This window comes from Paenibacillus sp. JCM 18996 (assembly GCF_055392555.1).
The window spans coordinates 3,120,269-3,145,000 of the sequence record NZ_AP043884.1; the positions used below are offsets into that span (position 1 = coordinate 3,120,269).

The 24,732-nt window shown below is 52.1% G+C and carries 20 protein-coding genes; 14 read left to right on the forward strand and 6 right to left on the reverse strand.

The window, feature by feature from the left end:
- Positions 1-156: 156 nt before the first annotated feature.
- The gene (locus ACZ5N7_RS15310) at positions 157-375 is read left to right on the forward strand and encodes a DUF2759 family protein (RefSeq protein WP_464655371.1); all 219 of its coding nucleotides are present in this window, start codon (positions 157-159) and stop codon (positions 373-375) included.
- 119 nt (positions 376-494) lie between these two features.
- Here the strand turns inward: ACZ5N7_RS15310 and ACZ5N7_RS15315 are convergent, their stop codons facing one another.
- The 6 genes from ACZ5N7_RS15315 to ACZ5N7_RS15340 form a co-directional block, all read right to left on the reverse strand.
- On the reverse strand, positions 495-1,463 hold the full coding sequence (locus ACZ5N7_RS15315; protein WP_464655373.1) for a sugar phosphate isomerase/epimerase family protein: 969 nt from the start codon (positions 1,461-1,463) through the stop codon (positions 495-497).
- A 72-nt stretch (positions 1,464-1,535) separates the two neighbouring features.
- Complete coding sequence (locus tag ACZ5N7_RS15320; RefSeq protein WP_464655375.1) at positions 1,536-2,690, reverse strand: MBOAT family O-acyltransferase; 1,155 nt, start codon at positions 2,688-2,690, stop codon at positions 1,536-1,538.
- Between the two features lie 107 nt (positions 2,691-2,797).
- Positions 2,798-3,607 carry a hypothetical protein gene (locus tag ACZ5N7_RS15325; protein ID WP_464655377.1) on the reverse strand — a complete coding sequence of 270 codons (810 nt, stop codon included), beginning with the start codon at positions 3,605-3,607 and terminating at the stop codon, positions 2,798-2,800.
- 112 nt (positions 3,608-3,719) lie between these two features.
- A complete protein-coding gene (locus ACZ5N7_RS15330; RefSeq protein ID WP_464655379.1) occupies positions 3,720-4,913 on the reverse strand; it encodes a class-II aminoacyl-tRNA synthetase family protein in 1,194 nt (397 codons plus the stop codon).
- A 4-nt stretch (positions 4,914-4,917) separates the two neighbouring features.
- Positions 4,918-5,169, reverse strand: coding sequence for an acyl carrier protein (locus tag ACZ5N7_RS15335; protein ID WP_464655381.1), 252 nt, complete (start codon positions 5,167-5,169; stop codon positions 4,918-4,920).
- A gap of 136 nt (positions 5,170-5,305) precedes the next feature.
- Positions 5,306-8,449 carry an FG-GAP repeat domain-containing protein gene (locus tag ACZ5N7_RS15340; protein ID WP_464655383.1) on the reverse strand — a complete coding sequence of 1,048 codons (3,144 nt, stop codon included), beginning with the start codon at positions 8,447-8,449 and terminating at the stop codon, positions 5,306-5,308.
- A 367-nt stretch (positions 8,450-8,816) separates the two neighbouring features.
- On the opposite strand from ACZ5N7_RS15340, the gene ACZ5N7_RS15345 reads away from it, so the two are divergent.
- The 13 genes from ACZ5N7_RS15345 to ACZ5N7_RS15405 all read left to right on the forward strand — a co-directional run bounded on the left by ACZ5N7_RS15345 (position 8,817) and on the right by ACZ5N7_RS15405 (position 24,464).
- Positions 8,817-11,321 (forward strand): U32 family peptidase, encoded by a 2,505-nt coding sequence (locus ACZ5N7_RS15345; RefSeq protein ID WP_464655384.1) that lies wholly within the window; start codon positions 8,817-8,819, stop codon positions 11,319-11,321.
- A 190-nt stretch (positions 11,322-11,511) separates the two neighbouring features.
- Positions 11,512-12,582, forward strand: a complete 1,071-nt coding sequence (locus ACZ5N7_RS15350; protein WP_464655386.1) for an ABC transporter ATP-binding protein — start codon at positions 11,512-11,514, stop codon at positions 12,580-12,582.
- Positions 12,575-13,291, forward strand: a complete 717-nt coding sequence (locus ACZ5N7_RS15355) for an ABC transporter permease subunit (protein WP_464655387.1) — start codon at positions 12,575-12,577, stop codon at positions 13,289-13,291. Before ACZ5N7_RS15350 ends, ACZ5N7_RS15355 begins: the two co-directional genes overlap by 8 nt.
- Before the next feature lie 12 nt (positions 13,292-13,303).
- Positions 13,304-14,701, forward strand: coding sequence for a GldG family protein (locus ACZ5N7_RS15360; RefSeq protein ID WP_464655388.1), 1,398 nt, complete (start codon positions 13,304-13,306; stop codon positions 14,699-14,701).
- The gene (locus ACZ5N7_RS15365; RefSeq protein WP_464655390.1) at positions 14,698-15,612 is read left to right on the forward strand and encodes a DUF4340 domain-containing protein; all 915 of its coding nucleotides are present in this window, start codon (positions 14,698-14,700) and stop codon (positions 15,610-15,612) included. Before ACZ5N7_RS15360 ends, ACZ5N7_RS15365 begins: the two co-directional genes overlap by 4 nt.
- 140 nt (positions 15,613-15,752) lie before the next feature.
- Positions 15,753-15,971, forward strand: coding sequence for a hypothetical protein (locus ACZ5N7_RS15370; protein WP_464655392.1), 219 nt, complete (start codon positions 15,753-15,755; stop codon positions 15,969-15,971).
- A gap of 22 nt (positions 15,972-15,993) precedes the next feature.
- Positions 15,994-16,902 carry a spore coat protein gene (locus tag ACZ5N7_RS15375; protein ID WP_464655393.1) on the forward strand — a complete coding sequence of 303 codons (909 nt, stop codon included), beginning with the start codon at positions 15,994-15,996 and terminating at the stop codon, positions 16,900-16,902.
- A gap of 154 nt (positions 16,903-17,056) precedes the next feature.
- Entirely contained in the window at positions 17,057-17,497 is a 441-nt protein-coding gene (locus ACZ5N7_RS15380; protein WP_464655395.1) for a hypothetical protein, read from the forward strand.
- Between the two features lie 5 nt (positions 17,498-17,502).
- Complete coding sequence (locus ACZ5N7_RS15385) at positions 17,503-17,802, forward strand: c-type cytochrome (RefSeq protein WP_464659303.1); 300 nt, start codon at positions 17,503-17,505, stop codon at positions 17,800-17,802.
- A gap of 551 nt (positions 17,803-18,353) precedes the next feature.
- Entirely contained in the window at positions 18,354-19,049 is a 696-nt protein-coding gene (gene pcrB, locus ACZ5N7_RS15390; protein WP_464655397.1) for a heptaprenylglyceryl phosphate synthase, read from the forward strand.
- Between the two features lie 32 nt (positions 19,050-19,081).
- Positions 19,082-21,355, forward strand: coding sequence for a DNA helicase PcrA (pcrA, locus tag ACZ5N7_RS15395; RefSeq protein WP_464655398.1), 2,274 nt, complete (start codon positions 19,082-19,084; stop codon positions 21,353-21,355).
- 35 nt (positions 21,356-21,390) lie between these two features.
- Entirely contained in the window at positions 21,391-23,406 is a 2,016-nt protein-coding gene (gene ligA, locus ACZ5N7_RS15400; protein ID WP_464655400.1) for an NAD-dependent DNA ligase LigA, read from the forward strand.
- 62 nt (positions 23,407-23,468) lie between these two features.
- Positions 23,469-24,464 (forward strand): DUF1835 domain-containing protein, encoded by a 996-nt coding sequence (locus ACZ5N7_RS15405; RefSeq protein WP_464655402.1) that lies wholly within the window; start codon positions 23,469-23,471, stop codon positions 24,462-24,464.
- Positions 24,465-24,732 lie beyond the last annotated feature (268 nt).

Here is a 24,732-nt window from a genome sequence, read left to right on the forward strand (position 1 = left end):
TTAATTTAGCTTTTTGAACAAGTATATTGATAGACTCGAAAAATGGCAAAATATTGACAAAATTGATAAATTTTAAAGAGCTACTTGATTCCTGTTGCGACAAAAGATAACATGGAACAAGATGAGCATTTTCCGTACTCAGAAGGAGGGCTTTCAATGTATTTTGCTGAAGAGGCAACAACTGCTGCCAGCAACTTTTCCGGCTTTGACCCTTTCGTTATCGCTTTCACCGCGCTGATTATCATCGGCTTGATTCGTTTGCTGAGAGCGCCGAAGAAAAATGTATTTGCGATCGGATTCGCTTTGGTAGCCTTGGCGACGTTTGGCCTAATGGACGTGGTGATGGTGCTCACCTGGATGGGTATCACGTTGTAAGCTTGGTGTCGAAATAAAAAGGGAAAAGCCCTCGACCGTCGCGGTCGAGGGCTTTTGGCAATGATGCGGGCTCGGGCTGTGCAAGCTTGAGCATTTCCTGCCACCAGCGATATAGCGCCTTATACCCACCACATTTCTCCCAGCGGCTGCTTGATCAACACCTGCTGCAGGTTGGCCACAGCTTTGTTAAGACCTTCCTCGATCGACATAAGGCCATCCTCGTGTTCGATGGAGACTACATAATCATAGCCTACCAAGCGGAGTGCGGAGATGATGTCGGCCCAGGTTTTGACGTCGTGGCCGTAGCCTACGGTACGGAATTGCCAAGCACGGTCGAGCATAAGCGTATACGACTGCATGTCGGTCACGCCGTGCTTGTTGACGTTGATCGGATCGATCGTCGTGTCTTTCGCATGGAAATGATGGATTGCTCCGGCGCGTCCGAGAATTTGAACAGCTTGTACCGGATCGATACCCTGCCACCACATATGGCTCGGGTCGAGGTTCGCTCCGATCACTTCGCCTACAGCCTCTCTCAAGCGGAGCAAAGTTGCCGGTGTATGTACGGAAAAGCCTCCGTGAAGCTCCAGGCCGATTTTTACGTTATGGTTCGCCGCGTATGTGCCTGTTTCTTTCCAGTAAGGGATGACCTTATTCTCCCACTGCCATGCCAGAATCTCCTGGTAATCGTTCGGCCAAGGCGCAACCGGCCAGTTGGGATATTTAGCGTCTTCATGGTCGCCGGGGCAGCCGGAGAAGGTGTTCACTACAGGAACTTCCAGTCTTTCGGCCAGCTCGATGGTTTGGATCAAAACGTTGTGATGGTCTTGAGCGATCGCCTTCTGTGGATGAATCGGGTTGCCGTGGCAGCTTAAGGCGGAGATGGTCAAGCCTCTGGATTGCACCGCATGCTTAAACGCGTTCAATTTACTTTCGTCCGCAAGCAGCGCTTCCGGGTTGCAATGAGAGTTGCCGGGATAGCCGCCGGTTCCAATCTCTACGGCCTCAAGCCCTGTCGATGCGATAATGTCGAGTGCTTCTTCAAGCGGTTTCCCTCCGAAAAGTACGGCAAAAACTCCTAATTTCATTACAGGCACCTCCAATAATGGATTAAAAATAACGCTTTCATCGAACAACCTCAATTATAGCATTCTTTCAAATCAAAATGAAGGAAGGTTCAGAAGGCCTTTGTAAATCCGGATCACGGCTTCATGGTTAGGACTGTACACTATGATGGCGAGCGTTACGACAGCCTGCGTCAGGAAGCAGCGGAAATAAAAATACGGCTTGGACACCTTCTTTTTGTTCACCGTGGTACGGTTCAGCAGATTCTCCAGCGCAATAATCGTTCCGTGGTAAATGCCCCACGCCAGATACAACCAGGAAAACCCGTGCCACAGACCGATCAGCGCCATAATGAGCAGCGACAGGCCTGCTGCGGTCCACTTGGACGGTGTTTTACGCGAGAAAAAGATAAAGATATGTTCGCGGAACCAGTCCCCGAGCGTAGCGTGCCAATTGCGCCAATACTGCGTAAGTGTGGGGGAGAGGAACGGCTTCTTGAAGTTCTCCGGAACGTTATACCCCATCATTCGTCCGAAGCCTACCGCAATATCAGAATAACCTGAGAAATCAAAATAGATGATAGCATAGAACCAGACCATCAGAAAAAGAGACTGCCCGGTGTGCAGTTCTCCTTTTAACACATTGTCGAACACCTGGAGCATCCAGAATTCGACCACGATCTTTTTGAACATGCCCAGAATAATCCGCTTCACACCCGCCTCGTAGCCTGCTGAATCGACTTGGTAAGGCCTTTTGGCATCGGCCATAAAATCGCGGAATCTCATAATCGGCCCTGATGTAAACGTCGGGACGAACAGAATAAAGTTGAAATAGTCCACTGCAGGCGCTTTTGCATCCTTGCCGAAAAAGTAGGCGAAATAGAGAGCGTCGATCACTTTTAAACCGTTGTAAATGAGTCCGAGATAGAAGATTGCATCAAGATAAGGGCTGGCGAACAGGCCCATAATGAACCATCTGACCAGACAGACGAGAAGGACGTTGGCCGCAATGAAGGCGATAAACCACAATTTGCGCAGCGATTGCGTTCCGCACAGGAACAAAAACAGTACGAAGTTGACCAAGGTATAAACGGCGTAAAACAGAAAAAGCTTCCCGCTGAACAGCAGCAAGAAACAGAGGTTGAACGCGAGCAGCAGTATTCTTTTGTTGTGCGGCCATTTGCGGGTAAGGCCAAGAACGGCGATCATGCCGATAAGGGCAAGAACGGCGTTCATATTCAAGTAAAACATGACAACTTTCTCCCTCTACTACAAGCTAAAATGCTAGAAGCCCTCGTATATAAACAAGCCCTTGCCGGTAAAATGGATGAGCACAAGAATGAGCATAATCAGATAAGCTAGGATTTCGATGAGCTTGCGGGCTGCCGGAGCCATCCATCCACCTCCTTCGTAAACAAGGGTGCTCCTTCTTCGCGGTTCAAATGGACGATATCGTGAAAATATTTGGCATCATAACGATCCATCAGGTCGAGCACAGGCACACCGTTCGCTTTGAGCATCGGGTTCACGGTGTCCTTCAGCCCTTTGATATAAGGCGGATACGGGAACTTCTGATAATTATACGGCATCCAGATCACCCGTAAATCAATCCCGTTCGCTTTGGCGTACCCGACAACCCACTGAAGAGCGTCGATATTGTGCTGCAGGTCACTGAGTTTCATGATATTGAACATTTGGTTATACCGCGCCTGAGATTTGTTCATCTCCTCGTCGGTTTGCCGGCCAGAATAAAGCTCCTTATCGATCCAACGCGGCTGATAAGCGAAGCGGCCGTGCAGGGCGTTGAGTGTAAATTCTTTACCGGCGTCTTTGAAATAAGGCCCGTAAGCGTACATATATGGTTTGTACCAAGGCTTAAGCCAAGGGTATTTATCGTCCGTCTGCAGCTTGTCCAGCATCGTATGGACGTCAATTCCGATCACCAGCTGTGTGTCCACGTGGTACAGCTTCTGCTCCAGCATCGCCTTGAGATCGGTGAGCTTGCCGTAGGACATTCCCATCTCGACCAGGCGGGCTTGGGAAGCTTCCTCGACATAAGCGCCGGTTACCGCCGAGTTGCCGAAAAAAACGTTCCCTGAACGCTGCCATCCGTGATGGAACAGCGTTTTGGTGAAATCGTCCTTTTCGAACCGGCGCGAGGTTTGCATCGGATTCCACACGGAGACCGCACAGTCAGCTGCAATAAAGAGCAGAACGAGGACAAGTATGAAACTGTTTTTTCGTATAAAAGAGGATATTTTCAAAGGGAATCACTACTCATTATAAAGATTTTTGCTGCCATGCGTGATACTGTTCACGGAATGCGGCAGGCCAATTGGCTTCATCCAGACCAAACTGCGCGAGAAACGCAAAAGCCCAGCGCTCGATGCCGAAGCCTACGCAGCCGGTGACGGCGGGACGTTTGCCCATTTTGATATTAAAGGCATTTCCGAACGTGTTGCTGTGGAAGTTGACGGAAGAGCAGGCAATCGACTTGTCCAGATAAGGAATGGTGAGCCGCAGCTCGTACTTCATCTCCTGGTTGCGCTGGAACGAAGCTTTTACCTGGAAATCGTTAGTGAAGAACGGGTCGTTGGCAATTTCCATAAAGGAATTCACGTTCCACTCCTCGGCCAGCTCTTTCAGGTAATCGATCGATTTCAGGCGGTTCTCTTTGACGAAATCCGGTTTCCCTACAAAAATGATCTCTCTCATAGAAAAGTCGAGCAGACGGCCGAAATCGGTGTGATTTTTGGATTCGAACCGGTGGCATTTGGAAATGGCGGTTACGACGACGCCATCGCCTTCCAGGACCTCGTCCTGCAGTCCCTCATAGCAGTGATAGCAGGTGGATGGATTCATCGTAAAATGCGGCTTAGGCATAGTCTCGTCAAGCGAAAATTGATGCTCGGCCTTCCAGCCGCCCGCTTCGCGGATCGATTGTGAGAACCCTTCGATGATATCCAAGTCCTCGCGCAGGTGCGTCAAGAAGTGGATATGCTCGGGGAACGAGGTGAAATGGTTCGTTTTGTTCAGCGTTTCGCTGTGGATCACGGCAGGGTACTGCTCTTCCTTCACATCGAAGCGGTTAGCGATCTTCGTTACAAAGGAATAGTCGAGAAACCGCATCAGCGAAGAGAAAGGCTCACGGAAGATGAACAAGCCGGGTTCAAGCACCTTGATGGTTTTTGTGTCCACCAGCTCGGCGATGATGTCGCCATGATAAGGCTGAGGGCCTTCATGCTTGAACAGCACGTTCTCCTTGAAGCCGAAATCTCCTTTGGAGAAACGGTCGATCAGGCGGTTCACACGTTCCTCAATGACCTCGTTTCCGGATGGGGAATGGTGAACGATGACGATTTGATCTTTTTCGAGGCGGATTTCGTCGATATGCTCGTCGACAAAAGCCGACGCGTATTTAACTTGACCGTGCTGGCTTTCAGCCAGGCGCTGCAGCGAGATGACGCATTCCATGTGACTACAACCCTTTCTTCCTGGAGATGAACTCGGCGATTTCTCTTACGGTATTCAGCGGATACAGCATGAGGTCCTGATTGGTGACCTGGATGCCGTAAGTCTGCTCGATATGGGCGATCAATGCGGTAGCCCCGATCGAATCGATGAAGCCGTAATCGAACAAATGGACGTCGACGGTGAAGTCTTCGTCATCCTCTTCAATTTCATAACGGCTGCGAATGTGCTTTTCCAGTTCCTGCAGAATCTGTTCCATGATTCCCTCCACAAATGATTTTTCGGTTTGGCAGCCCTTGTGCAAGATGCTGGTTTCGGACGGAATAACGCCCTATTAATCCGTAATTTTTTATCAGCGGCCGGCCTGGCAACATTGTAGGCGGATATGATGCCGGTTACTTGAATTTGATCCCGATCACCGCCGCGTCCCCATAACGGGTCAGCGTATAAGTGTGGTCGGCCTCGTTATGCCGGATTTGAACGTCAACGCTTTCCGCCTCGACAGGGGTCAGGCTGAACAGTTTGATCTGCTGTAATCCCTGCGCTTTGAGCTCCAACGTCCAGCGGTTCTTCTCTTTATGCAAAGTGTAAGGCACGTTGGAACGGATGAGATGAGTCTGCTCTTTGGGCGCCGCGATGCGAATATCGGCATTTTGCGCAAGTCCGACGTATAATTTGCCGTTCCTCACGTGGTATACATCCGAGCTGGTGACCAGGGAGCTGCCGTAGTATTTCTCTCCCGTCTCCACAACCACGCCCAGCGCGTCCTTATATTCGCCGGCCAGCTGCGGGATCGGTCTTGTGTCGGCCGCAAGCGATAAGGATAATCTCGGTCCTTTTGGCGAGAGCAGGCTTTTCAGCCTGTCCCGCAGCACGCTTGCCCACGACTGGCTGACTTCCACCCTGCCGGTTTTGGCGGCCAGGAAGCTCTGGGCCATCTGCGGCTCGGTGACGAAATTGTAGTCGTTCTCGGTGCGTAGCTTGTCAAAATACCGGGCTTCCCGCTCCAAATAAGCGGAATCCTTGTTCTCGATGTGCTCGAAATAATCGACCGGAAAATCGAAAGCTGCATAAGACGCGTACAAATCTTCGGTAGAGCCCGCTCCATGCTCCACAAGGTTCGGCGAAGGGCTGTGCAGAAGCATCGGTCCTGCCGCTGAAGGATCGGTCAGCAGAAAAGGGAGCGCCCAATTATATTCGCTCCCCAGACTTGGATCGGTCGGCGCATGGGACGGCCTAAAGGCGAAGTTGAACCAGATCCCGTTATTCCTTTCGCTGAGCAGCGTCTGCACAGGGTTCCGGTTGTTTACCCGCCACGTATGCTGGTTGGTGCCCGTAAGGCCCCACGGCAGACCCAGCTTGTCGAAGTTCATCTTGTGCAGGTCGATTTCCGCCTGTTCCTGCGAAGGAGTTTGATACCCATGCACATAAATATGCGGATAAATCGGCACGAAGTTTTCTTTGCTGTGCTGGACAAAAGCCTGCAGTTGGGCTTTGAAAGGAAACTTCGGATCATCCAGATTGTAAGGGATGCCGAATTCCAGCTGCCCTACAATCAGGTCATCCTTTCCGTCATGATTAATATCATACCATAAAGGAACCGAGTTATGGCCTCCTGCCAGTGCTTTACTGCCGACCTGGTTCGTCGTCTCGCCCTGCAGCGGGCCGCGGTTGACCCAGCGGCCGTTCTCCTGCACATAGAGGAGCAAATCGCCCTCTATGTTGCCGATCACAAGATCGGGCTTGTCGCCCCCGGTCACATTGTGGATTGACGGCGCGGCGTATTTTGCGCCGATGTTGAACAGCAGTTGGCCGTGGCCAAACTGCAGCGGCTCTCCCGGCACGCCGGGGAACAGCGTGACACCCCCGTTGCCGTCGCCGACGACGAGGTCGGCGACGCCGTCGCCGTTGACATCGCCGACCGTAGGGACGGCGAAGGATGCCACCTGCACCCCGCGCAGCGGGGCGGGTGGCGCGAACTTGCCGTCCGGCTGCTGCCGGGCGGCCACGATCTTGCCGTCGGCGCCGCCGATCAGCAGATCGGCCCGGCGGCCGCCGGGCTGCGGCGCGGCTGCGACCGCGGCGAAGGTGCCGCCCGCCGGGCGGAGCGGCTTGCCTGCGGCATCCGCGAGAGGCTGCGCCTCCGCGAAGCCGTCAGGCAGCGCCACGCCCGGCGGCGCCGACTGCTGCGCGTACAGCTGAGGCTGCGCGCCGAGGTTGCGGTGCACGGCGATCGAGCCGTCGCCGCTGCCCGTGACGAGGTCGGCCAGGCCGTCGCCGTCCACGTCAATAAAGGCCGGTGCGGCGCGGTAAGCCTGCCGCACGGGCTCCCCGAGCTGAATGTAAGCCGGGTCGCGCCTCAGGCGGATGGGGCCTTTGGCATCCGACAGATGGGTTCCGCTGCCGTAGTAAGAGCCCGGCAGCTCCCCGACGAATGAAGGGTTCCCGGTGCTTCCTTTATTCAAATGGACAATCAGGCTTTCATCCCAGCGGCCCCACTCGTAGGAGGAGCGGACGAGGGAATAGGATGGAATCTCGTCGTGCTTTTTCAGCATGTCCGTCCATTGGATCCCTTTACCATCCCGTATCGCCCCCAGCTCCTCAAAATGATTCTGGAACGCCATAGCCGGCCGGCCGTTGGGCCCAAGCACTTTTTTCACGCTGTAGCCCCATTTTTCTTTGGAAACGAAGCTTGCGTACTCGTCCCTGAACACGCTGTTCGCCGCCGCGAAAGCAAAATGAAAGTACGGCTCCAAAGGAATCTGCTTCCTGTCAAAGTAAGCCGCGCCCTCCACCTTCTGAATCCCGCTGTTGTACTTGGCAATCAAGGCCCCGATCCCCTGGGCCGGATCCATGCCGCTTCGCAGGTCGTAACCCGTAATAAAATACCGGCCCGGCAGGAACGTACCGGTCAGCAGCACGGTTCCCGCTCCGTACCGGTTAACGGTGTACAGGGCAACCTGATTCCGGGTTACAATCGGCGCCGCCGTGGACGGGATCACCCCGTATCCCCAGTGAAAATCCGGCATATCGTTCGAAGCGCCATGCTTCTCGAAATTTTCGCCGAACCGCCGGACGATCTCCTGCAAACCGCGCACGTTCACCGGAGCTTCGGGAAACTCGAGCTTGAGCGTTTTGAGCGTCTCATTAGGCAGCTTTACAAGTTCTTTGGCCCCCAGCAATTCTTTGGGAAAATCCTCCGCAAACCCGTTTTCCAGAAACAAATGGCCGCCCTGCTCAACATATTTTTGCAAAGGTGCACTTTGGAGATCAGCCTTGGCGTGGAGGCCGGGATCCAAATAAACGGCGTCATACTGCTGCAAGGCGCGCAGGGACAAGCCCGCCAGCGGCTTCTGATCCACCTGCAAATTCGCGGTCAAAGCCTGCCGGAAATTGTCGTAACCGGACGAGTCGTAAGAATTGCCTTCCGTTGCGTAAAGCAGCCGGACTTCCTGTTTTTGCCTGCCGATCAGCAGGACCGAAAGCATCACAAGAAAAATTGCCGCGATATAAAAAGGCGTTTTTTTGGAAACAACCAAAGGAATCCCTCAATTGCTCTTTTTTTAGTAAACAAATGACCCCAACATTATAGCACTGTTGACCGGGTTTGTTAACTTCCGTCGAACCGGCGGGGAAACCATCGAAAAGTGAAGAAACTGCCGCACAACAGTTGTCGGATTATGTCGGAATTTGTTTCGCCATTTTTCGCATTTTGTTCCGTCTTATTTCACATTTTTATTCGACTTATTTCGCATTATCATTTTCACATTAAATAGTAAAGTATGGATTAGTACCTTTAGGTGTGTTGTAGTATAGTTAATGGTGGTGGCGGAATCGCGTAAACAGCGCCGCTTTGCCTTTTTCACGTTAAAACGTAACATGAGCTTACAGTTTGGAGGAATGACCATGCGCAAAATACGCAGAGAAGATATAGAATTGCTCGCTCCCGCGGGAGACTGGGACTGCCTTAGGGCGGCTGTGGCCAACGGGGCGAATGCGGTGTTTTTTGGAGTCGAAAAATTCAATGCGAGAGCAAGGGCCAACAATTTTATTACGGATGAGCTGCCGGAAATTATGTCTTTTCTCCATTTATACGGGGTCAAAGGCTTCCTGACGTTCAACATCCTCGTATTCGAACAGGAGCTGGAAGACGCGAGAAAGCTGATTGAAGCTTGTGTCGACGCGGGTGTCGATGCGGTGATCGTGCAGGATTTGGGCCTGGTCAAAATGATCCGCGAGATCTCTCCCGACTTCCCGATCCACGGTTCCACCCAGATGACGATTACGTCGCCCGAAGCTGTAGAATTTACGAAGCCTTGGGATATCGAACGGGTCGTGCTCGGCAGGGAGAATAACCTGAAGCAGATCAAACAGATCGGCGACCAGGCCAAGCTGCCCATGGAAGTTTTCGTCCACGGCGCCCTGTGCGTTTCTTATTCGGGCCAGTGCCTGACCTCGGAAATGTGGGGCGGCCGTTCGGCCAACCGCGGGGAGTGCGCGCAGGCTTGCCGCCTGCCTTACGACATGGTCGTGGACGGAGAAGTGAAGCCGATGGGAGATATCGCGTACTTGCTGTCTCCGAAGGATCTGGCTGCGCTGGAGCTCGTGCCGGAGCTGATCGAAGCGGGCGTGACCTCTTTTAAAATCGAAGGAAGGCTGAAGTCGCCCGAATATGTGGCCAATGTGGTGGGCAAGTACCGCAAAGCGATTGACCGGTATTTCGACGGGGAAAACCCGAAGCCGACCAAGGAAGAATTGCGCGAGCTGGAGCAGAGCTTCTCCCGCGGCTTCACCTACGGGTTCTTGAAGGGGACGAACAACAAGCAGCTGGTGGAAGGCACCTATCCGAAAAGCCGCGGCGTATTCCTGGGCAGAGTGAAGCAGATTCTCCGCGATGGCGTGATATGTGAGCTGGAAGCCCCTCTCAAGCGGGGAGACGGCATCGTGTTCGACGCAGGCGATCCGACCCAAAAAGAAGAAGGCGGCCGCGTCTACGATATCCGCAGAAAGGGCGTCAAGCTGGAAGGCGAAGCGCCGGGAGGCATGATTGAGATCGTGCCAGGAAGGAACGATGTCAATTTGGGACGGCTGCATGTCGGCGACCGGATTTGGAAGACGAACGATCCTCATCTGGATAAAAGACTCCGCCAAACGTACGAGACGGACAAGCCTTACCACACTTTTCCTGTCCGGGTGCAGGTCACGGGAATTTTGGGCGGGCCGTTAAAAACGGTATGGACTGATGTATTACCCGGTAACACCGTGACGGTGGAATCCGAGCTGCCTCTGGTGCAGGCGGAAAAAAGGCCAATGGACACGGCACTGTTCGAAGAGCAGTTCGGCCGTTTGGGCGGCACCATCTTCGAGCTGCAGGACGTGCAGGCGCACCTGAAGGGCGAGCTGATAGTTCCTATGCGTGAGCTGAACGGCATCCGCCGGAAGGCTGTGGAGCTGCTCGAGCATGCCAGGCAGAAGCCGCCGATATACCACAAGCGGCATGCGGGGGCTTATGACGATGCTTTCACCGGCGCTGAGCCTGTCCAGCCTAAGGAAGCGAAGCTGACGGCTTTATGCCGCAACCTGGATCAAGTCAAAGCGGTAGTGCAGACGGACATTGACTTCATTTACGCCGATTTCGAGTTCATCAAGCAGTTTCCCGCTGCTGTGGAGGCCGTCCGTGCCGCCGGCAAGAAGATCGCGCTGGCTACGCCGCGCATCCACATGCCGGGGGAAACGGGATACTTCCAGAATATGGTCAACCTTCGGCCGGACGCCGTGCTGATCAGAAACACGGGGGCGCTGTACTGGTTTATGAAAAGGAAACAGCTGAAACCGGATGAGTATATGCCGGAGCTGATCGGCGATTTTTCCTTAAATGCCGCGAACCACAAGACGGTCGGGCTGCTGCTGGAAGCCGGTCTGGAGCGGATAACGCCTTCGTATGACTTGAACATTCAACAAATGGTCGATCTGCTCGGTAAAGCCGATACATCCAGGCTGGAGGTCGTCATTCACCAGCACATGCCGATGTTCCATACGGAACACTGCGTGTACTGCACATTCCTGAGCGAAGGCACGGATTATACGAACTGCGGCCGTCCTTGCGAGGACCATCGGGTGTCGCTTCAGGACCGAGTGGGCATGTCGCACCCGGTGCGTGTGGATGAAGGCTGCCGCAACACCGTGTATAACGCGATTGACCAATCGGGCGCGGAGTACCTGAGCCATTTTATGGAGCTCGGCGTTCCGTCTTATCGGGTGGAGTTTCTCGAGGAGTCTCCCGAGCGCGTCCGAGAAGTATTGGAGCTGTACTCCAAGGCCATCGCCGGACAGATCAGCGGAACCCAGGTGTGGAAGACGCTGAAAGCGACCAATCAATTGGGGGTCACCCGCGGGCAGCTGGTAAAATAGTGAAAAGCACGTTCTCTCCGGTTTGGAGCGGGACGTGCTTTTGTTGAATATTAGTGGGCTGGAATGTTATAACAGTTGTAGATTGCATTTTTTAAGCTTCTTTTCAGATTTGTTTAAGGTAATTTTATAAAAGGAGCGCTATAGTGGGTTAGGTTAAAAAGGAGCATTTTAAATTACTGGAGGGTCATAGATGCTGGAAGTCAAGGAAGTCAGTAAGCTGTATGAGAACCAGCGGGGAGTCAACCACATTGATTTTTCGATGAGCCGTGGAGAGATTGTTGGATTTCTGGGACCTAACGGCGCCGGTAAAACTACGACCATGCGGATGATCACAGGGTATTTGAATCCGACCAAGGGCAGCATTTATGTGGACGGGCTGTCGATGGCGGACCATCCGGGCAAAGCAAGGAAAAAAATCGGATATCTGCCTGAGACGCCTCCTCTTTATCCCGATCTGTCGGTGCAGTCCTATCTTAAATTTGTGGCTGATCTGAGGGATGTTCCGGTGAGGGAGCAGAAAGTGCGGATCGGCGAAGTGATGGATAGACTGGGCCTCAAAGGCCGTGAAAATCAAATCATCCGCAGCCTTTCCAAAGGCTATAAGCAGCGTCTCGGCTTGGCGCAGGCAATTGTCCATCAACCGGATCTGCTTATCCTGGACGAGCCTACTTCCGGTCTGGATCCGAAGCAGATCATTGAAATCCGGCAGCTCATCCGTGAGCTGGGCGAGAATCATACTGTGCTGCTGAGCACCCATATCTTGCCGGAAGTGAACGCGATCTGCAACCGAGTGCTTATCATCAGTAGCGGACGGATTGTGCTCGATGAGGCACCGGAAAGGCTAAGCCACACGATGGGCGACACATTCCAGGTGAAATTGGAGGTCAAAGGGCCGAAAGCGCTGGTGATCGGGGAGCTGCAGGGTATCCCGGAAGTCGCGAGTGTCACCGAGCTCCGGACCGAGAAAGTTGCCACGATGGAAATGGGAACGCAGAGTGCCGATCAGCCTCAAGCCTCCGCCTTGGCTGCATCCGAGGGGGTACTCTCTGCTGAAGCGGCCTCCTCCGATACCGTGAAGCTTCTGGTAACGGCCCAGGACCGCAGCGACTTCAGGGAAGCGCTGTTCTTCCGCCTGGCCCAAGCCGGCTACCCGATTCTCGAAATGAAAAAAGAAATGTTAAGCCTGGAGGATATTTTCCTGAAGTTGACTACCGAAGAATCCGCCGAGGCGCGTACGGAAGAGGTGAAGACGGATGCGTAGAATGCTGGCCATTTGCAGAAAAGAGCTCAATCAATATTTTTACTCGCCGACGGCTTATGTCGCATTTGCCTTTTATTTTCTGCTCAGCTCAATCATGTTCTATTTGAATTTCGTATTGACCCCGCAAAGTGTCGTGGATTTACGCTATGTTGTGGGATCGATTACTTTTATCTACCTGTTCATTATTCCTCTGCTGACCATGAGGCTGGTTTCGGAAGAATTCCGCCAAGGCACGGATGAGCTTCTGCTCACTTCCCCGGCGGGCATCTCGGAAATCGTGTTCGGCAAATACCTGGCGGCTCTCGCCGTGCAGCTTCTGCTGGTTGTCGGCAGCCTGCTGTACCCGTTGATTCTATCCCGTTTCGGCACGCTGGATCAGCCGGTTCTCTGGTTGTCCTATCTCGGAATGTTCCTGATCGGTGCCGCGATGATGGCGGTGGGCCTGTTCGCGTCTTCCTTGTCTGCCAACCAGATGGTATCGGGCGTGATCACTTTTGTGCTGTTGATTTTTCTTTGGATCATTGATTGGCTGGGCAGCGGTCTGGGCGGCAAGCTGAAGGAATGGGTGGTACAGTTCTCGATCAACGGGCGTCAGGCCAACTTCCAGAAGGGTGTTTTTAACCTGGCCGATGTTCTGTTTTATGTCATGCTCATTGTGGTTTTTGTCGTGTTAAGCATTCAGGTTCTGGAAAGAAAACGCTGGAGATAGGAGGAAGATGAAGTGAATAAATGGCTAAAAGGGGCCAATGCGGCTGTTCTGTCCGCTGCGGTGCTCGGGATTTTTATTATCGCGACGATCTTCCTGTATTCCGCCAAAGGGCTTCAGTGGGATCTGACCAAGAACAAAAAATTCACCCTGTCCGACCAGACGGCGACGACGTTAAAAGCTTTGAACCAGGACGTGCATATCATCGCTTTTGACGGGGGCGACGCCAATCCGTTGATGACCCGCCAGGTATTGGATATGGTGCAGGAATATAAGAAGCGCAGCGGAAAAATCACTTTTGACGAATACGATATTGTGAAGCAGCCAACACTTGCCAACCAGTATCAGGCGGATCCCGGAGGGATGCTTGTTTTTGAAAGCGGCGGACAGAAAAAGAACGTGTATTTCAACGAAATGTTCCAAGGCGGCCAGCAGCAGGGAGAGTACCAATTCACCGGCGAGCAGAAAATGACCCAGGCAATCGCCAATGTGACTTCCAAGGACAAGCATCCGGTCTACATTCTGCAGGGGCATCAGGAAATTCCTTTGGCTCAGCTGGCAACGCTGAAAAGCGAGCTTGAAGGCGAGAACTACGTGGTAAAAGAGCTTAATCTGCTGAAGGAAGGCAAAATTCCGGATGACGCCCAGATGCTGCTCCTGCTGGGACCGCAGAACGATTTGAACGACAAGGAAGCGGAACTGATCACCCAATATGTCAAAGGCAGAGGCAAGCTTTACATGGGGCTCGGATTCGATAAGGATATGACCACAAAGTGGAAAAATATCGACGCCCTTATGGCCGCTTTGGGAGTGCAGGATCAGCATGCAGTAGCCATCGATCAGAAATCGACGCTGGATCCGCTGTCTATTGTAACGGAATACGGCGCGCATGAAATTACCAGTAAGCTTCAGCAATCGAATTTAATTACGATCATGTCCCTTGCGGTTGCAATTAACGCGGATCCGACGGCTAAAGGCGACTATACGTCCACTTTGCTGCTGAAATCCTCGCCTAACGCCTATGGGGAAACGGATATCAACACGTTGTACATCCAGCATCAAACGAATAAGGATGATAAAGATGTCAAGGGTCCTTTGAACTTGGGCTATACGATTGAGGACAAGGACAAGAAGCCGAAAGCGGTAGTGCTGGCAAGCTCGACCTTTGTGACGGAGCAGCAGCAGGGCGGGATTCATACCGCCGGAAACCGCGACTTTGCTTTGAACAGCATCGGCTGGCTGACCGGACAGAAGGATACGATCACGATCCGTCCGAGAAATGAAGCGGCCTATCAGACCGTGACTTTGATGCCGAGCGAGGCGAATACAATCTTTTTCGGCGCGGTTGTGGCGTTCCCGCTCTTGTTCCTGCTCATCGGAGGGTGGATTTGGTGGAGGAGGAGAAGAGGATGAAGCTGAAGAGCTATCTGCCTACTCTCATTCTCGTCATCATCTGCATCGGGGCTTTCCTGTACGCGTCCGCACACGATTTTTTCAGGGAAAAGAAACAGGACAAGGCTCCTCTGGTTGATTTTAATACCAGCGACGTCAGCAGCTTTTCAATCCAGTCCGTAGGGACGGTCATAGAATTGACGAAACAGGGGCAGGACAAATGGGCGATGACCCAGCCTTCCCCGGTCCCTGTCAATCCGTTTTCCGCAGGCTCCTGGGTGGATGCGCTGCACTCGGTTACCGCTGATAAGGGGGTTGAGGACAACGCGTCGGACCTCGCCAAGTATGGGCTGGATAAGCCGAAGCAGGAATTCCGCGTCAAACTGCTGAACGGCTCCGACGCGGTTCTGCAGGTTGGAAACCCGATGCCGATCCAAGGCTTCTACTATGTGAAAACTCCGGGATCCCCCAAAGTATCGGGCGTTAGCGAGCAGCAGATTTCCGCTTTAAATAAAGCCCAGCTGGATTTCATGAACAATAATCCTTTTCAGTTCGAAATGGATAAAGTGACCAGGCTGACGGCGGAATGGAAAGGACAGAAGTGGTCCTTGGACAAGGCGGACGCTGATAAGCCGCTGAGCGAGGCCAAATGGAAGCTGAATGATAAAGAAATGGGCGGCAATGATGCGCTGCCGATCGTCAGCGACCTGCAGAACAGCCTGATGACGGACCGGCTCACCAAACCTGCTGCGCAGGTTACGACCGATGCGCCGGAATTGAAAATCGAGCTTACACTTAAGGATGGCGGTACCTCTGTTTATGAAGGAAAAACGGAAGATTCCGCGGTCTGGCTGAAAAAACAAGGCGGGGAATGGGGCTACGCCGTTCCGGCTGCCAAGATAGACGACTTTTTTAAAAAAGGAATTAAATAAACTTGCTTGCATCACGCTGCTTCTGCTGCCGTCTGTGCTTATAGGGACGGCAGAGGAAGCGGCGTTTTTTGTTTGGTTCAGTTACATATTTTGGATAAATCCGGGGACCCTAACTTTAACTGAAAGGAGGATAAGCATCAATGGCAACGCAGCAAAGCCGCGTCACTTCCAAAGAGTTGAACTACATCTCGGATTCCTTCAAGAACGAGGATCTGCTCGCCAAGCTGTGCGTACAAGGAGCGGTCGAATGCCAGGATCCCCGTTTAAAGATGACACTCACGAGAATGGCCCAGGAAAGAGTACAGAATGCGGGCGAATTAATGAACATTTTACAGGGACAAAGCCACATTACCCATTAACGGAGGAGAAGGAGGATTCCCAATGAACCAGGAACAGGCATCGACTTCGTTCGGCGCTTCAAGCACCCATATACACTTGCCCGAGAAGGATATGGCGAACATGGTGCTGTCCGAGCTGAAGCGGATTTCCGGTGAGTATGCCACGGCGGCTCTGGAAGCGAACGATTCGAATATCCGGCAAGTATTCAAATCCCTGCTGTTTAGAACATTGCAGGATCAAACGGAGCTGTATGCCGTCCTTTCGGAAAATGACGCCTACCGCGGTGGCTTGTCGATGGCGTCCCAGCAGGATGTCCAGAACGAGCTGCAAAATCAGGCGCAATCCGTTAACGCGCTGAGGTGGTTCGTGGAGAAGCATCTGCAGAGCGATGAGATCACGCGTTCCACGATCCATCCGGCATATGCCGGGCAATCTCAAAGCATGCAGAATCCGAACAGGGAGCTCCAGCACGCTTACAGTTCTGGTGCTGCCGATAGAGGCTACCTGAAAGGATTGGCCGATCAGCGGGCCAGCTTAAGGACGTTCGAGAGCTATGACCAGACCTACCGCGGCGATCAGCGAGGGCAGTCGAGTGAACGGACGTTCGAGAGCTACGAACAAACCTATCGCGGCCAGCATCCCGCACAAGGAGAGCAGCGGAACTATGCCCAGCCGCATGGACAAGGATATGCGCAGGAAGGCGGGCTGCGCCGTGAGTCTCAGCCTTTTACCCCGCAAGGCATCGCCTCGCATTACGGTTTCAATCCCCAGGCGAACCAGCCGGGGCAAGGCCGCCAATTAGGCGACTACTTCGGAGGGACGAAGCATGCGGCGCGTCTCGCACGTTCCGCCTCCGGCAGCCCTACCGCGGAAGCGGCGCAGTCCGGCCGAGAAGAGGCAGGCCCGAAAGGCAAAGAGGGCTCCAATCAGTCCGGCGGCTATATTTTATAGATACACGTCCAGGCAGCCCCGTTCGGAAGCTCTATTCAGAGTCCGCGGCGGGGTTTTTTTCTGCTATAGAAAGCTTCTTCAGTCATGATTTACTTTTATCGGACATATACAAGATTAGGAGCTTTGTCCTAAAAATGATGAAAAGGGTGTTGATATGAATCATAAAACGGTTGCAGTCATCGGCACATTCATTCTCGCTATCGGGTTAAGCACCGCCTGCAGTTCCACCTCCAGCAATCACGCTGTACACAGTTCCGTGAAAGCCGACGCCACTGCCAGTGACAAAGATCAGGCTGCCTCGCCAAACCTCTCCGCGCAGATCGTCAAGCAGGAAGGAAACCGGGTCCAGATCCAGTTCCAGGTCACTAATCTGACCTTATCGGCGGACCATTACGGTAAAAAACATGTGCCAGGCGAAGGGCATTTGCATTTAATGGTCGACGGAGTCAAGAAAGAAGCAGTGACCCGGCAGGCTCCGATTACGATTGAGAATCTTTCGCCGGGCAAGCATACCGTTGCATTGAATCTGCAGAAAAACGACCACACCCCATATAATGTGGAGAAAGCGTTCGATATTGAAGTGAAAAAGCCGTGAGGCGTATGACTGCGGTGATTCTTGTTATATCGTTTGCCGGAATTGCGGTGCTATTAGGTATGATGAAAAAGCATCATGTTCCTGCAGCCTCTTCTCTGGACGGGCAGCAGGTGTACAACCGCAGCTGTGTGTCCTGCCATGGGGGCGTGGGACCCGGCGGAGGGATGCTGCGCAACACTTTTTCAAACCGGAACGAACTGAAGAAGTTCATCAGCAGCTCGATGCCGGATAACGCTCCGGGCAGCTTGTCCGAAAGAGAGTATGACGCGGTTGCGCGTTATTTATGGGATCTGAACAAACGCTGAATGAGGCTGATGCTGTCAGCCTTTTTTCTTGTTGTATAGGAAATTATGATTTTCAGCGGCTGTGGATAAAGTGTTGATAAATTTGTGGATAAGTATCGGTTTGGATACATTCATCCGCTGGGAGATGCTTGTTTTGCAAATCCCCTCTTTTCCAATCCAGAAGATCACCTTTGCGTCCCCTTCGTTATAATGGTGTTGGACTCGATTCAGCTTCAGCGGATATTCCCCTGCTATAATGGTCTGAGCACCCGCCGTGCAGTGTCGCAACGCCCGGAGAATCGCGGATTGGAAAAATTAAAGGGAAATCGTCACAAGACAGTCCCGGTCCTTAGAAACACGTCTTTATTCACCCGCAGGGTGATTTTGTTCTTGATAACAGGCTCTCGGCTCCCCAAATTTGTATAGCGAACGAATGTTCCTTTTTGTTATAATGGAGTTAGCGAACTGAATCGAAAAGATGGAAATCAGAAGATTTGACAGGCCTCCGAACGTATTTTAGACTGAGGATACACAATGATGCGCAAGGAAAGCAAGAGAGCGGAGGATGGAGTTTGTCATTCGTCAATTACCAAGACTGGAAGCATGTATTTAAGCTGGATCCGGACAAACCCGTCACCGATGAGGCATTGGAGCGTTTGTGCATGTCAGGGACCGATGCCATTGTCGTCGGAGGCACTACGGGAGTCACCTTTGACAACACTGTCGATCTGCTCGCCCGCATCAGGCAGTATGAGCTCCCCTGCGTTCTGGAAATCTCCAATCAGGAAGCGATCGTGCCGGGTTTTGATTATTTTTTCGTACCGGTGGTTTTCAATGCTCAGGACCCGGATTGGATTATCGGCCAGCATCACCGCGCCATCAAAGAATATGGGGCTGTACTCGATTGGAGCCTGATCGTACCCGAAGCTTATATTATACTCAACGGCCAATCCGCCGCAGCCAGGTTAACCAACGCCCGGACCGATCTAGGGAGCACAGATGTTACGGCCTTAGCCCGTTTGGCGGAACGGATGTTCCATATGCCCATTGTCTATATTGAATACAGCGGTATTTACGGAGACATGAACCTCGTACGCAGTGCGGTTGACGCCCTGGATAACGCCCGTTTGTTTTACGGGGGGGGCATCGATAATGCGGAGAAAGCGCGGGAAGCCGCCCGCTGTGCGGATACGGTTGTGGTCGGCAACATTATTTACGAGAATTTGGAGCAGGCTTTGTTGACGGTGGCCGCGGTTCACCAACCTTAGCTATAATTATATAAAGTAGGAAGGTATTACCTATGAATGGAACTATCGATATTTTTGAAGCTGTCAACCGATTGAACCCGGAGCAGAAAAAAGCGGTCGAAGCCGTAGACAGCCCGCTGCTCATTATGGCGGGAGCGGGAAGCGGGAAGACGAGAGTGCTCACCCACCGCATCGCGTACTTGATCGCCACGCGCAAGGCGGCTCCCTGGAGCATCCTGGCCATTACTTTTACGAATAAAGCGGCAAGAGAGATGAAAGATAGAGTTGCCAAGCTCGTTGGGCCGTCCGCTGAGGATATTTGGGTTTCCACTTTTCACTCCATGTGCGTGAGAATTTTGCGTAAAGATATCGGCCGGATCGGATTCTCATCCAATTTTTCCATTTTGGATTCGGGCGACCAGCTTTCTGTAATCAAAGCTTGCATGAAAGAGCTGGACATTGATGCCAAGAAGTTCGAGCCCAAGAGCGTCCAGGCCGCAATGAGCGCCGCCAAGAATGAAATGATTACCGCCGAGCGTTTCGAAGAGAGGATCGGCGATTATTTCCAGGGGATTACCGCCAAGGTGTACAAGCTGTACCAAAAGAAGCTGAAAAGCAACAACTCCCTTGACTTCGACGACCTCATCATGACCACGATCCAGCTGTTTAAAGAGGTTCCGGAAGTTTTGGAATTCTATCAGAACAAATTTCAATATATTCATGTGGACGAGTATCAGGATACGAACCGCGCGCAGTATCTCCTCTGCCAAATGATCGCCGATAAACATAAAAGGATTTGTGTGGTGGGAGACGGCGACCAGTCCATTTACAGATGGCGCGGCGCTGATATTTCCAATATCCTGAATTTTGAGAAAGACTATCCGAACGCCACTACCATATTATTGGAACAGAATTACCGTTCGACCGCGAACATTCTTAATGCGGCTAACAAGGTGATCGCGAACAACACCGGCCGCAAAGCCAAGAACCTGTGGACCGACAAGAACGAAGGAAACAAAATACGTCTTTATCAGGCCGATTCGGAGCATGAAGAAGGCTATTTTATCGCCGGAGAGATTAACAAGAATATTGCGGGCAACCGCAGCTATAAAGACCATGCGATTCTTTACCGCACCAATGCGCAGTCCCGTGTGATTGAGGAAATTTTGATCAAATCCGAAATCCCCTATCAGATCGTGGGCGGAATCAAGTTCTACGACCGCAAAGAGATTAAGGATATTCTTGCTTACTTAAGGCTCGTCTCCAACCCGGATGACGACATTTCGCTGACACGGATCGTCAATGTGCCGAAGCGGGGGATCGGCGATACCACGGTGGACCGTCTGACTGAAATTGCCGGCAGGCGGGGAATTTCTATTTTTGCGCTGCTGGAAGAAGTGGATTCGCTGGAGATCACGGGCAGGGCGAAAGGCCAGCTCGCGGAATTCCATGAAATTATTATGAATTTGCATCGGATGGTGGATTATCTGTCCGTCACCGAGCTTACCGACAAAATGTTGGAGCTAAGCCAGTACAAATTGGAGATGCAGAGGGAGAATACGCTGGAAGCCAAATCCCGTTTGGAAAACATAGATGAGTTTTTATCCGTTACTATGGAATTTGAAAAGCGCAATGAGGATAAATCGCTGGTGGCCTTTTTGACCGATTTGGCTTTGATTGCCGATATCGACACCATGGATAGGGCAGCGGACGAAGACGAGTCCAATGCGGTGGTGCTCATGACCATGCACAGCGCCAAAGGCCTTGAGTTTCCGGTTGTGTTTATTGTCGGGATGGAAGAAACGGTGTTCCCCCATTCCAGAGCGCTGACGGACGACGAGGAATTGGAGGAAGAACGCCGGTTGGCTTATGTCGGCATCACTCGGGCGGAAGAGGAGCTTTATTTATCGTGCGCAAGAATGCGCACTTTATTCGGCAGGACCAACGCGAACGCGCCATCCCGTTTTCTCAAGGAGATTCCGGAAGAGCTGATGGAGGTGTTCTCTCCCGGCGGCTATACAAGATCAGGAGGAGGAGAAGGACGCTTCGGCGGCGGGTACGCTAATAGAACCGGATTCGGCGGCTCTGCCGGCGGATTCACCCAGTCGTCCGCTGCAGGAAAGCCGAAAGTTACGGTAAATCAGCCGAGGGCAAATCCCGTCCTGGATTACAGCGTGGGGGACAAGGTTGCCCATGGCAAATGGGGGACCGGCGTCGTTGTCGCGGTAAAAGGAAGCGGCGACGACACGGAGCTTCAGATTGCTTTTCCGGCGCCGACGGGTGTCAAAAGATTGTTGGCTAAGTTCGCCCCGATTACGAAACAGTAATGGTAAGGACCATTGTTTAGAAAGGAAGTAACAGGATGGCGGATGCGTTACAAGAAATGAAAGCTTTAATTGAACAGATTGAGCGGCATAACTATCTTTATTACACTCTGGATCAGCCATCGATCAGTGATAAAGAATATGACGCCCTTTATGATCGGCTAACCCTGTTGGAAAGCGAAACAGGCACCGTGCTGCCTAATTCGCCCACACTGCGTGTCGGACATGAGCTTCTCAAAGGGTTCGATACCCACAGGCATATGTCCAAGCTTTGGAGCCTGGATAAAGCTCAGAGCAAGGAAAGTCTGCTCGCATGGCATACCCGTGTCCATAAGCTTGTGCATGATTACAATCAGACGCATCCCGACAATCCGCTCCCTCACCCGACGTTTGTTGTGGAATTGAAGTTTGACGGGTTGACGCTTAACCTCACCTATGAGGGCGGCAAGCTCGTCCAAGCAGCCACAAGGGGCAACGGTGTGGTGGGGGAGGCGATCCTTCCTCAGGTCAAGACGATTAAATCCATCCCGTTGGAAATTCCTTTTCAGGGCGGCAGGATTGAAGTCCAGGGTGAAGGCATGATGAATCTTTCCACTCTGCAGAAATACAACGAGACGGCGGTGGAGCCGTTAAAAAACGCCCGCAATGCGGCCGCGGGAGCTCTGCGCAATCTAAACCCGCGTGTCACGGCGGAACGGAAGCTGACAGCTTATTTTTATAACATTGGGTACAGTGACGGCATTGCCTTCGAGAATCACAAACAGATGGTCGACTTTCTGAAGGACAATCGGCTGAAAGTGAGCGCATATATCCATTATTATGACCATATTGAAGATGTGTACGCCGAGCTCGAGCGGATCGAGGAAATACGGCATACGCTGGATTTTCTCATTGACGGCGGCGTCGTCAAAGTTGCCGACATGCGGACCCGGGAGGTCCTTGGCTACACGGACAAGTTTCCGCGCTGGGCGGTGGCTTACAAATTTACCGCTGAGGAAGCGACGACGACTCTTCTGTCGGTTTCATGGGAAGTGGGCCGGACAGGCAAAATCACCCCGCTGGCCAGACTTGAGCCGGTTGATATTGCGGGTGTAACCGTGCAAAACTGCACTTTGAACAACATTGGCGATATCGAACGCAAAGGCTTGAAATACGCCATCGGTGCGCTGGTTTTCATACGCCGTTCCAATGATGTGATCCCGGAGATACTGGGTAAAGTGACGGAGGAGAACGATGGGGAAGAGATCGTATATCCTAGCCACTGCCCTTCCTGCGGTACTCCGCTTGAGATCAAGGGAGCTCACATGTTCTGCTACAACCGTCTGGGCTGCAGGCCTCAGACCGTGGGGCGGATCACGCATTTCGCCACAAGGGATGCCATGGACATAGATACTTTCAGTGAAAAAACGGCTGAGCAGCTCCACCAGGAGCTCAATGTCAACGACCCTTCCGACCTATACTATTTGACCTTTGACGATCTGGTCAAGCTGGAGCGCTTTGGGGAAAAGAAAGCGACCAAGCTGCTCGAAGCCATCGACAAGAGCAAAAATTGCGATTTATCTTCATTCCTGTTCGCATTGGGAATTCCAAATACCGGAAAGACCACAACCAAGGTGCTCGCCGGGCATTTTGGTTCATTGGAAAAAGTGACTCAAGCTTCCAAGGAAGAGCTTGTCCAAATCCATGATGTGGGAGATATTGTGGCGGACAGTATTTATTCGTTTTTCCGCGATCCTTTGATTCTGGAGAGCATCAAACGGATGCTTGACGCGGGTGTGAAGCCATATGTCGAACAAAGCGCGGAGGTCACCGCGGATAGTCCTTTCTTAGGGAAAACTGTCGTTTTGACGGGAACGCTGTCGTCAATGAGCCGGGACGAAGCCGCGAAGCGATTGGAAGCGCTGGGAGCCAAAATCTCGGGCAGCGTATCAAAGAAAACGGATATCGTCATTGCAGGCGAAAGCTCAGGCAGCAAGCTGACCAAGGCGCAAGAATTGGGCATCCGCGTCATTGACAACGAAGAGGAGCTGCTCAGAATGATGGAGGGTACCTGATACAGGTACTCTCTTTGCTGGTGGAGGGTTGGAGGATGATTGCCGGATAGGAGAGGGGCTGCGTGCTTCATATAGTAAACGGAGATAGTTTTGCTCGTGTGTTGGCCGCATCGGGCGTTTCGGGAGAGATCCTTGTATGGAGGGAATCGCTGTATGAAGGCCCGCTCTCATTCAATATGGATGAGCCTGCGATTCGGCGGCAGCGTGCGGAATATTTTGCAGGGAAAGGTGTACCTCGGCAATTGTTTGAGCAAAACCGGCAGTTGCAGGAGAAAGCTCTCACGGGATTTCAGGATCATAATGAGATAGTTCTGTGGATGGAGTATGATCTGTTTGATCAGGCGATGCTGATGTTTTTTCTGGATTGGTTCTCAAAAAGGGCTATGGGAAATGTCCGGTTATCGCTGTTGAATATTGACTCTTTCCCCGGGGTGGCTGATTTTCGGGGTTTAGGAGAGTTGAACTCGGACCAGGTGAGGTCGCTTAACGGAGAGTGGCAGCCTGTTACCTTGGAGCAGTTGAACTATGGGAGCGAGGCTTGGAAGGCCTATACCGCGCCGGATCCTCAAGCAATAGAGCGGTTTTTGAATCTGGATGATCCTAGTGTGCCTTCACTGGTTGGGGCTTTAAAGTATCACTTGACCCGGTTCCCGTCGGTGTACAACGGATTGAGCGGGGTGGAACAGGATATTTTAGACGGCATAAAGCGGGGCGAAAACGGCTTTGCTCTTCTTTTTAAGAAAATTAGCTTTCATCATAAAAATTATGGGCTTGGAGATGTGCAGTTTTGGGGATACTTGACCCGACTGGCCAATGCGGCTTCGCCTTTACTGCTCATTGAAGGCCCTCGCCCGCTGCCGGGTTATTACGATGACCGACCAGTTGATTTAGAGCAATGGAGATTTTATCTCACTGAGAGGGGAATGAAGGTCGGTCAAGGCCTGCTGGATAATGTATGTGTAAATGGCGTAGACCGCTGGGTGGGCGGTGTGCATCTTTGGGGCAGTCAAAACCTATGGAGGTGGGATTCCTCCTTACAAAGACTGTTGATTGTTTGAGGCAGCAGCTGGATAAATTTGTTTGTTGTTTTGAATGGGTACATATGATAAATTATTTCTTGTCGCTTCTGAAGCAGGCGAACACAAGCAAAGATCCGGTTTAAAAAAGATGTTGCTTTTTGAGAAGAAACCTGGTATTATATATTCTTGTGACCGACAAGAGTTGATAAGAAATTGTAAAGTCTTGCTCGGATGATAAGTTCTTTGAAAACTGAACAAATGGATTTTAAATCAGCCAGCCGACTCGCTTTACGAGTTTGCAACAAGT

What these genes read in the sequence shown, in the direction of transcription:
- ACZ5N7_RS15320 (WP_464655375.1), bottom strand. Translation starts at nt 2,690, where the DNA reads ATGTTTTACTTGAATATGAACGCCGTTCTTGCCCTTATCGGCATGATC.
- ACZ5N7_RS15385 (WP_464659303.1), top strand. Translation starts at nt 17,503, where the DNA reads ATGACTGCGGTGATTCTTGTTATATCGTTTGCCGGAATTGCGGTGCTA.
- ACZ5N7_RS15375 (WP_464655393.1), top strand. Translation starts at nt 15,994, where the DNA reads ATGAACCAGGAACAGGCATCGACTTCGTTCGGCGCTTCAAGCACCCAT.
- ACZ5N7_RS15335 (WP_464655381.1), bottom strand. Translation starts at nt 5,169, where the DNA reads ATGGAACAGATTCTGCAGGAACTGGAAAAGCACATTCGCAGCCGTTAT.
- ACZ5N7_RS15370 (WP_464655392.1), top strand. Translation starts at nt 15,753, where the DNA reads ATGGCAACGCAGCAAAGCCGCGTCACTTCCAAAGAGTTGAACTACATC.
- ACZ5N7_RS15355 (WP_464655387.1), top strand. Translation starts at nt 12,575, where the DNA reads ATGCGTAGAATGCTGGCCATTTGCAGAAAAGAGCTCAATCAATATTTT.
- ACZ5N7_RS15365 (WP_464655390.1), top strand. Translation starts at nt 14,698, where the DNA reads ATGAAGCTGAAGAGCTATCTGCCTACTCTCATTCTCGTCATCATCTGC.
- ACZ5N7_RS15310 (WP_464655371.1), top strand. Translation starts at nt 157, where the DNA reads ATGTATTTTGCTGAAGAGGCAACAACTGCTGCCAGCAACTTTTCCGGC.
- ACZ5N7_RS15330 (WP_464655379.1), bottom strand. Translation starts at nt 4,913, where the DNA reads ATGGAATGCGTCATCTCGCTGCAGCGCCTGGCTGAAAGCCAGCACGGT.
- ligA (WP_464655400.1), top strand. Translation starts at nt 21,391, where the DNA reads ATGGCGGATGCGTTACAAGAAATGAAAGCTTTAATTGAACAGATTGAG.
- ACZ5N7_RS15345 (WP_464655384.1), top strand. Translation starts at nt 8,817, where the DNA reads ATGCGCAAAATACGCAGAGAAGATATAGAATTGCTCGCTCCCGCGGGA.
- ACZ5N7_RS15315 (WP_464655373.1), bottom strand. Translation starts at nt 1,463, where the DNA reads ATGAAATTAGGAGTTTTTGCCGTACTTTTCGGAGGGAAACCGCTTGAA.
- ACZ5N7_RS15350 (WP_464655386.1), top strand. Translation starts at nt 11,512, where the DNA reads ATGCTGGAAGTCAAGGAAGTCAGTAAGCTGTATGAGAACCAGCGGGGA.
- ACZ5N7_RS15325 (WP_464655377.1), bottom strand. Translation starts at nt 3,607, where the DNA reads ATGCAAACCTCGCGCCGGTTCGAAAAGGACGATTTCACCAAAACGCTG.
- ACZ5N7_RS15380 (WP_464655395.1), top strand. Translation starts at nt 17,057, where the DNA reads ATGAATCATAAAACGGTTGCAGTCATCGGCACATTCATTCTCGCTATC.
- pcrA (WP_464655398.1), top strand. Translation starts at nt 19,082, where the DNA reads ATGAATGGAACTATCGATATTTTTGAAGCTGTCAACCGATTGAACCCG.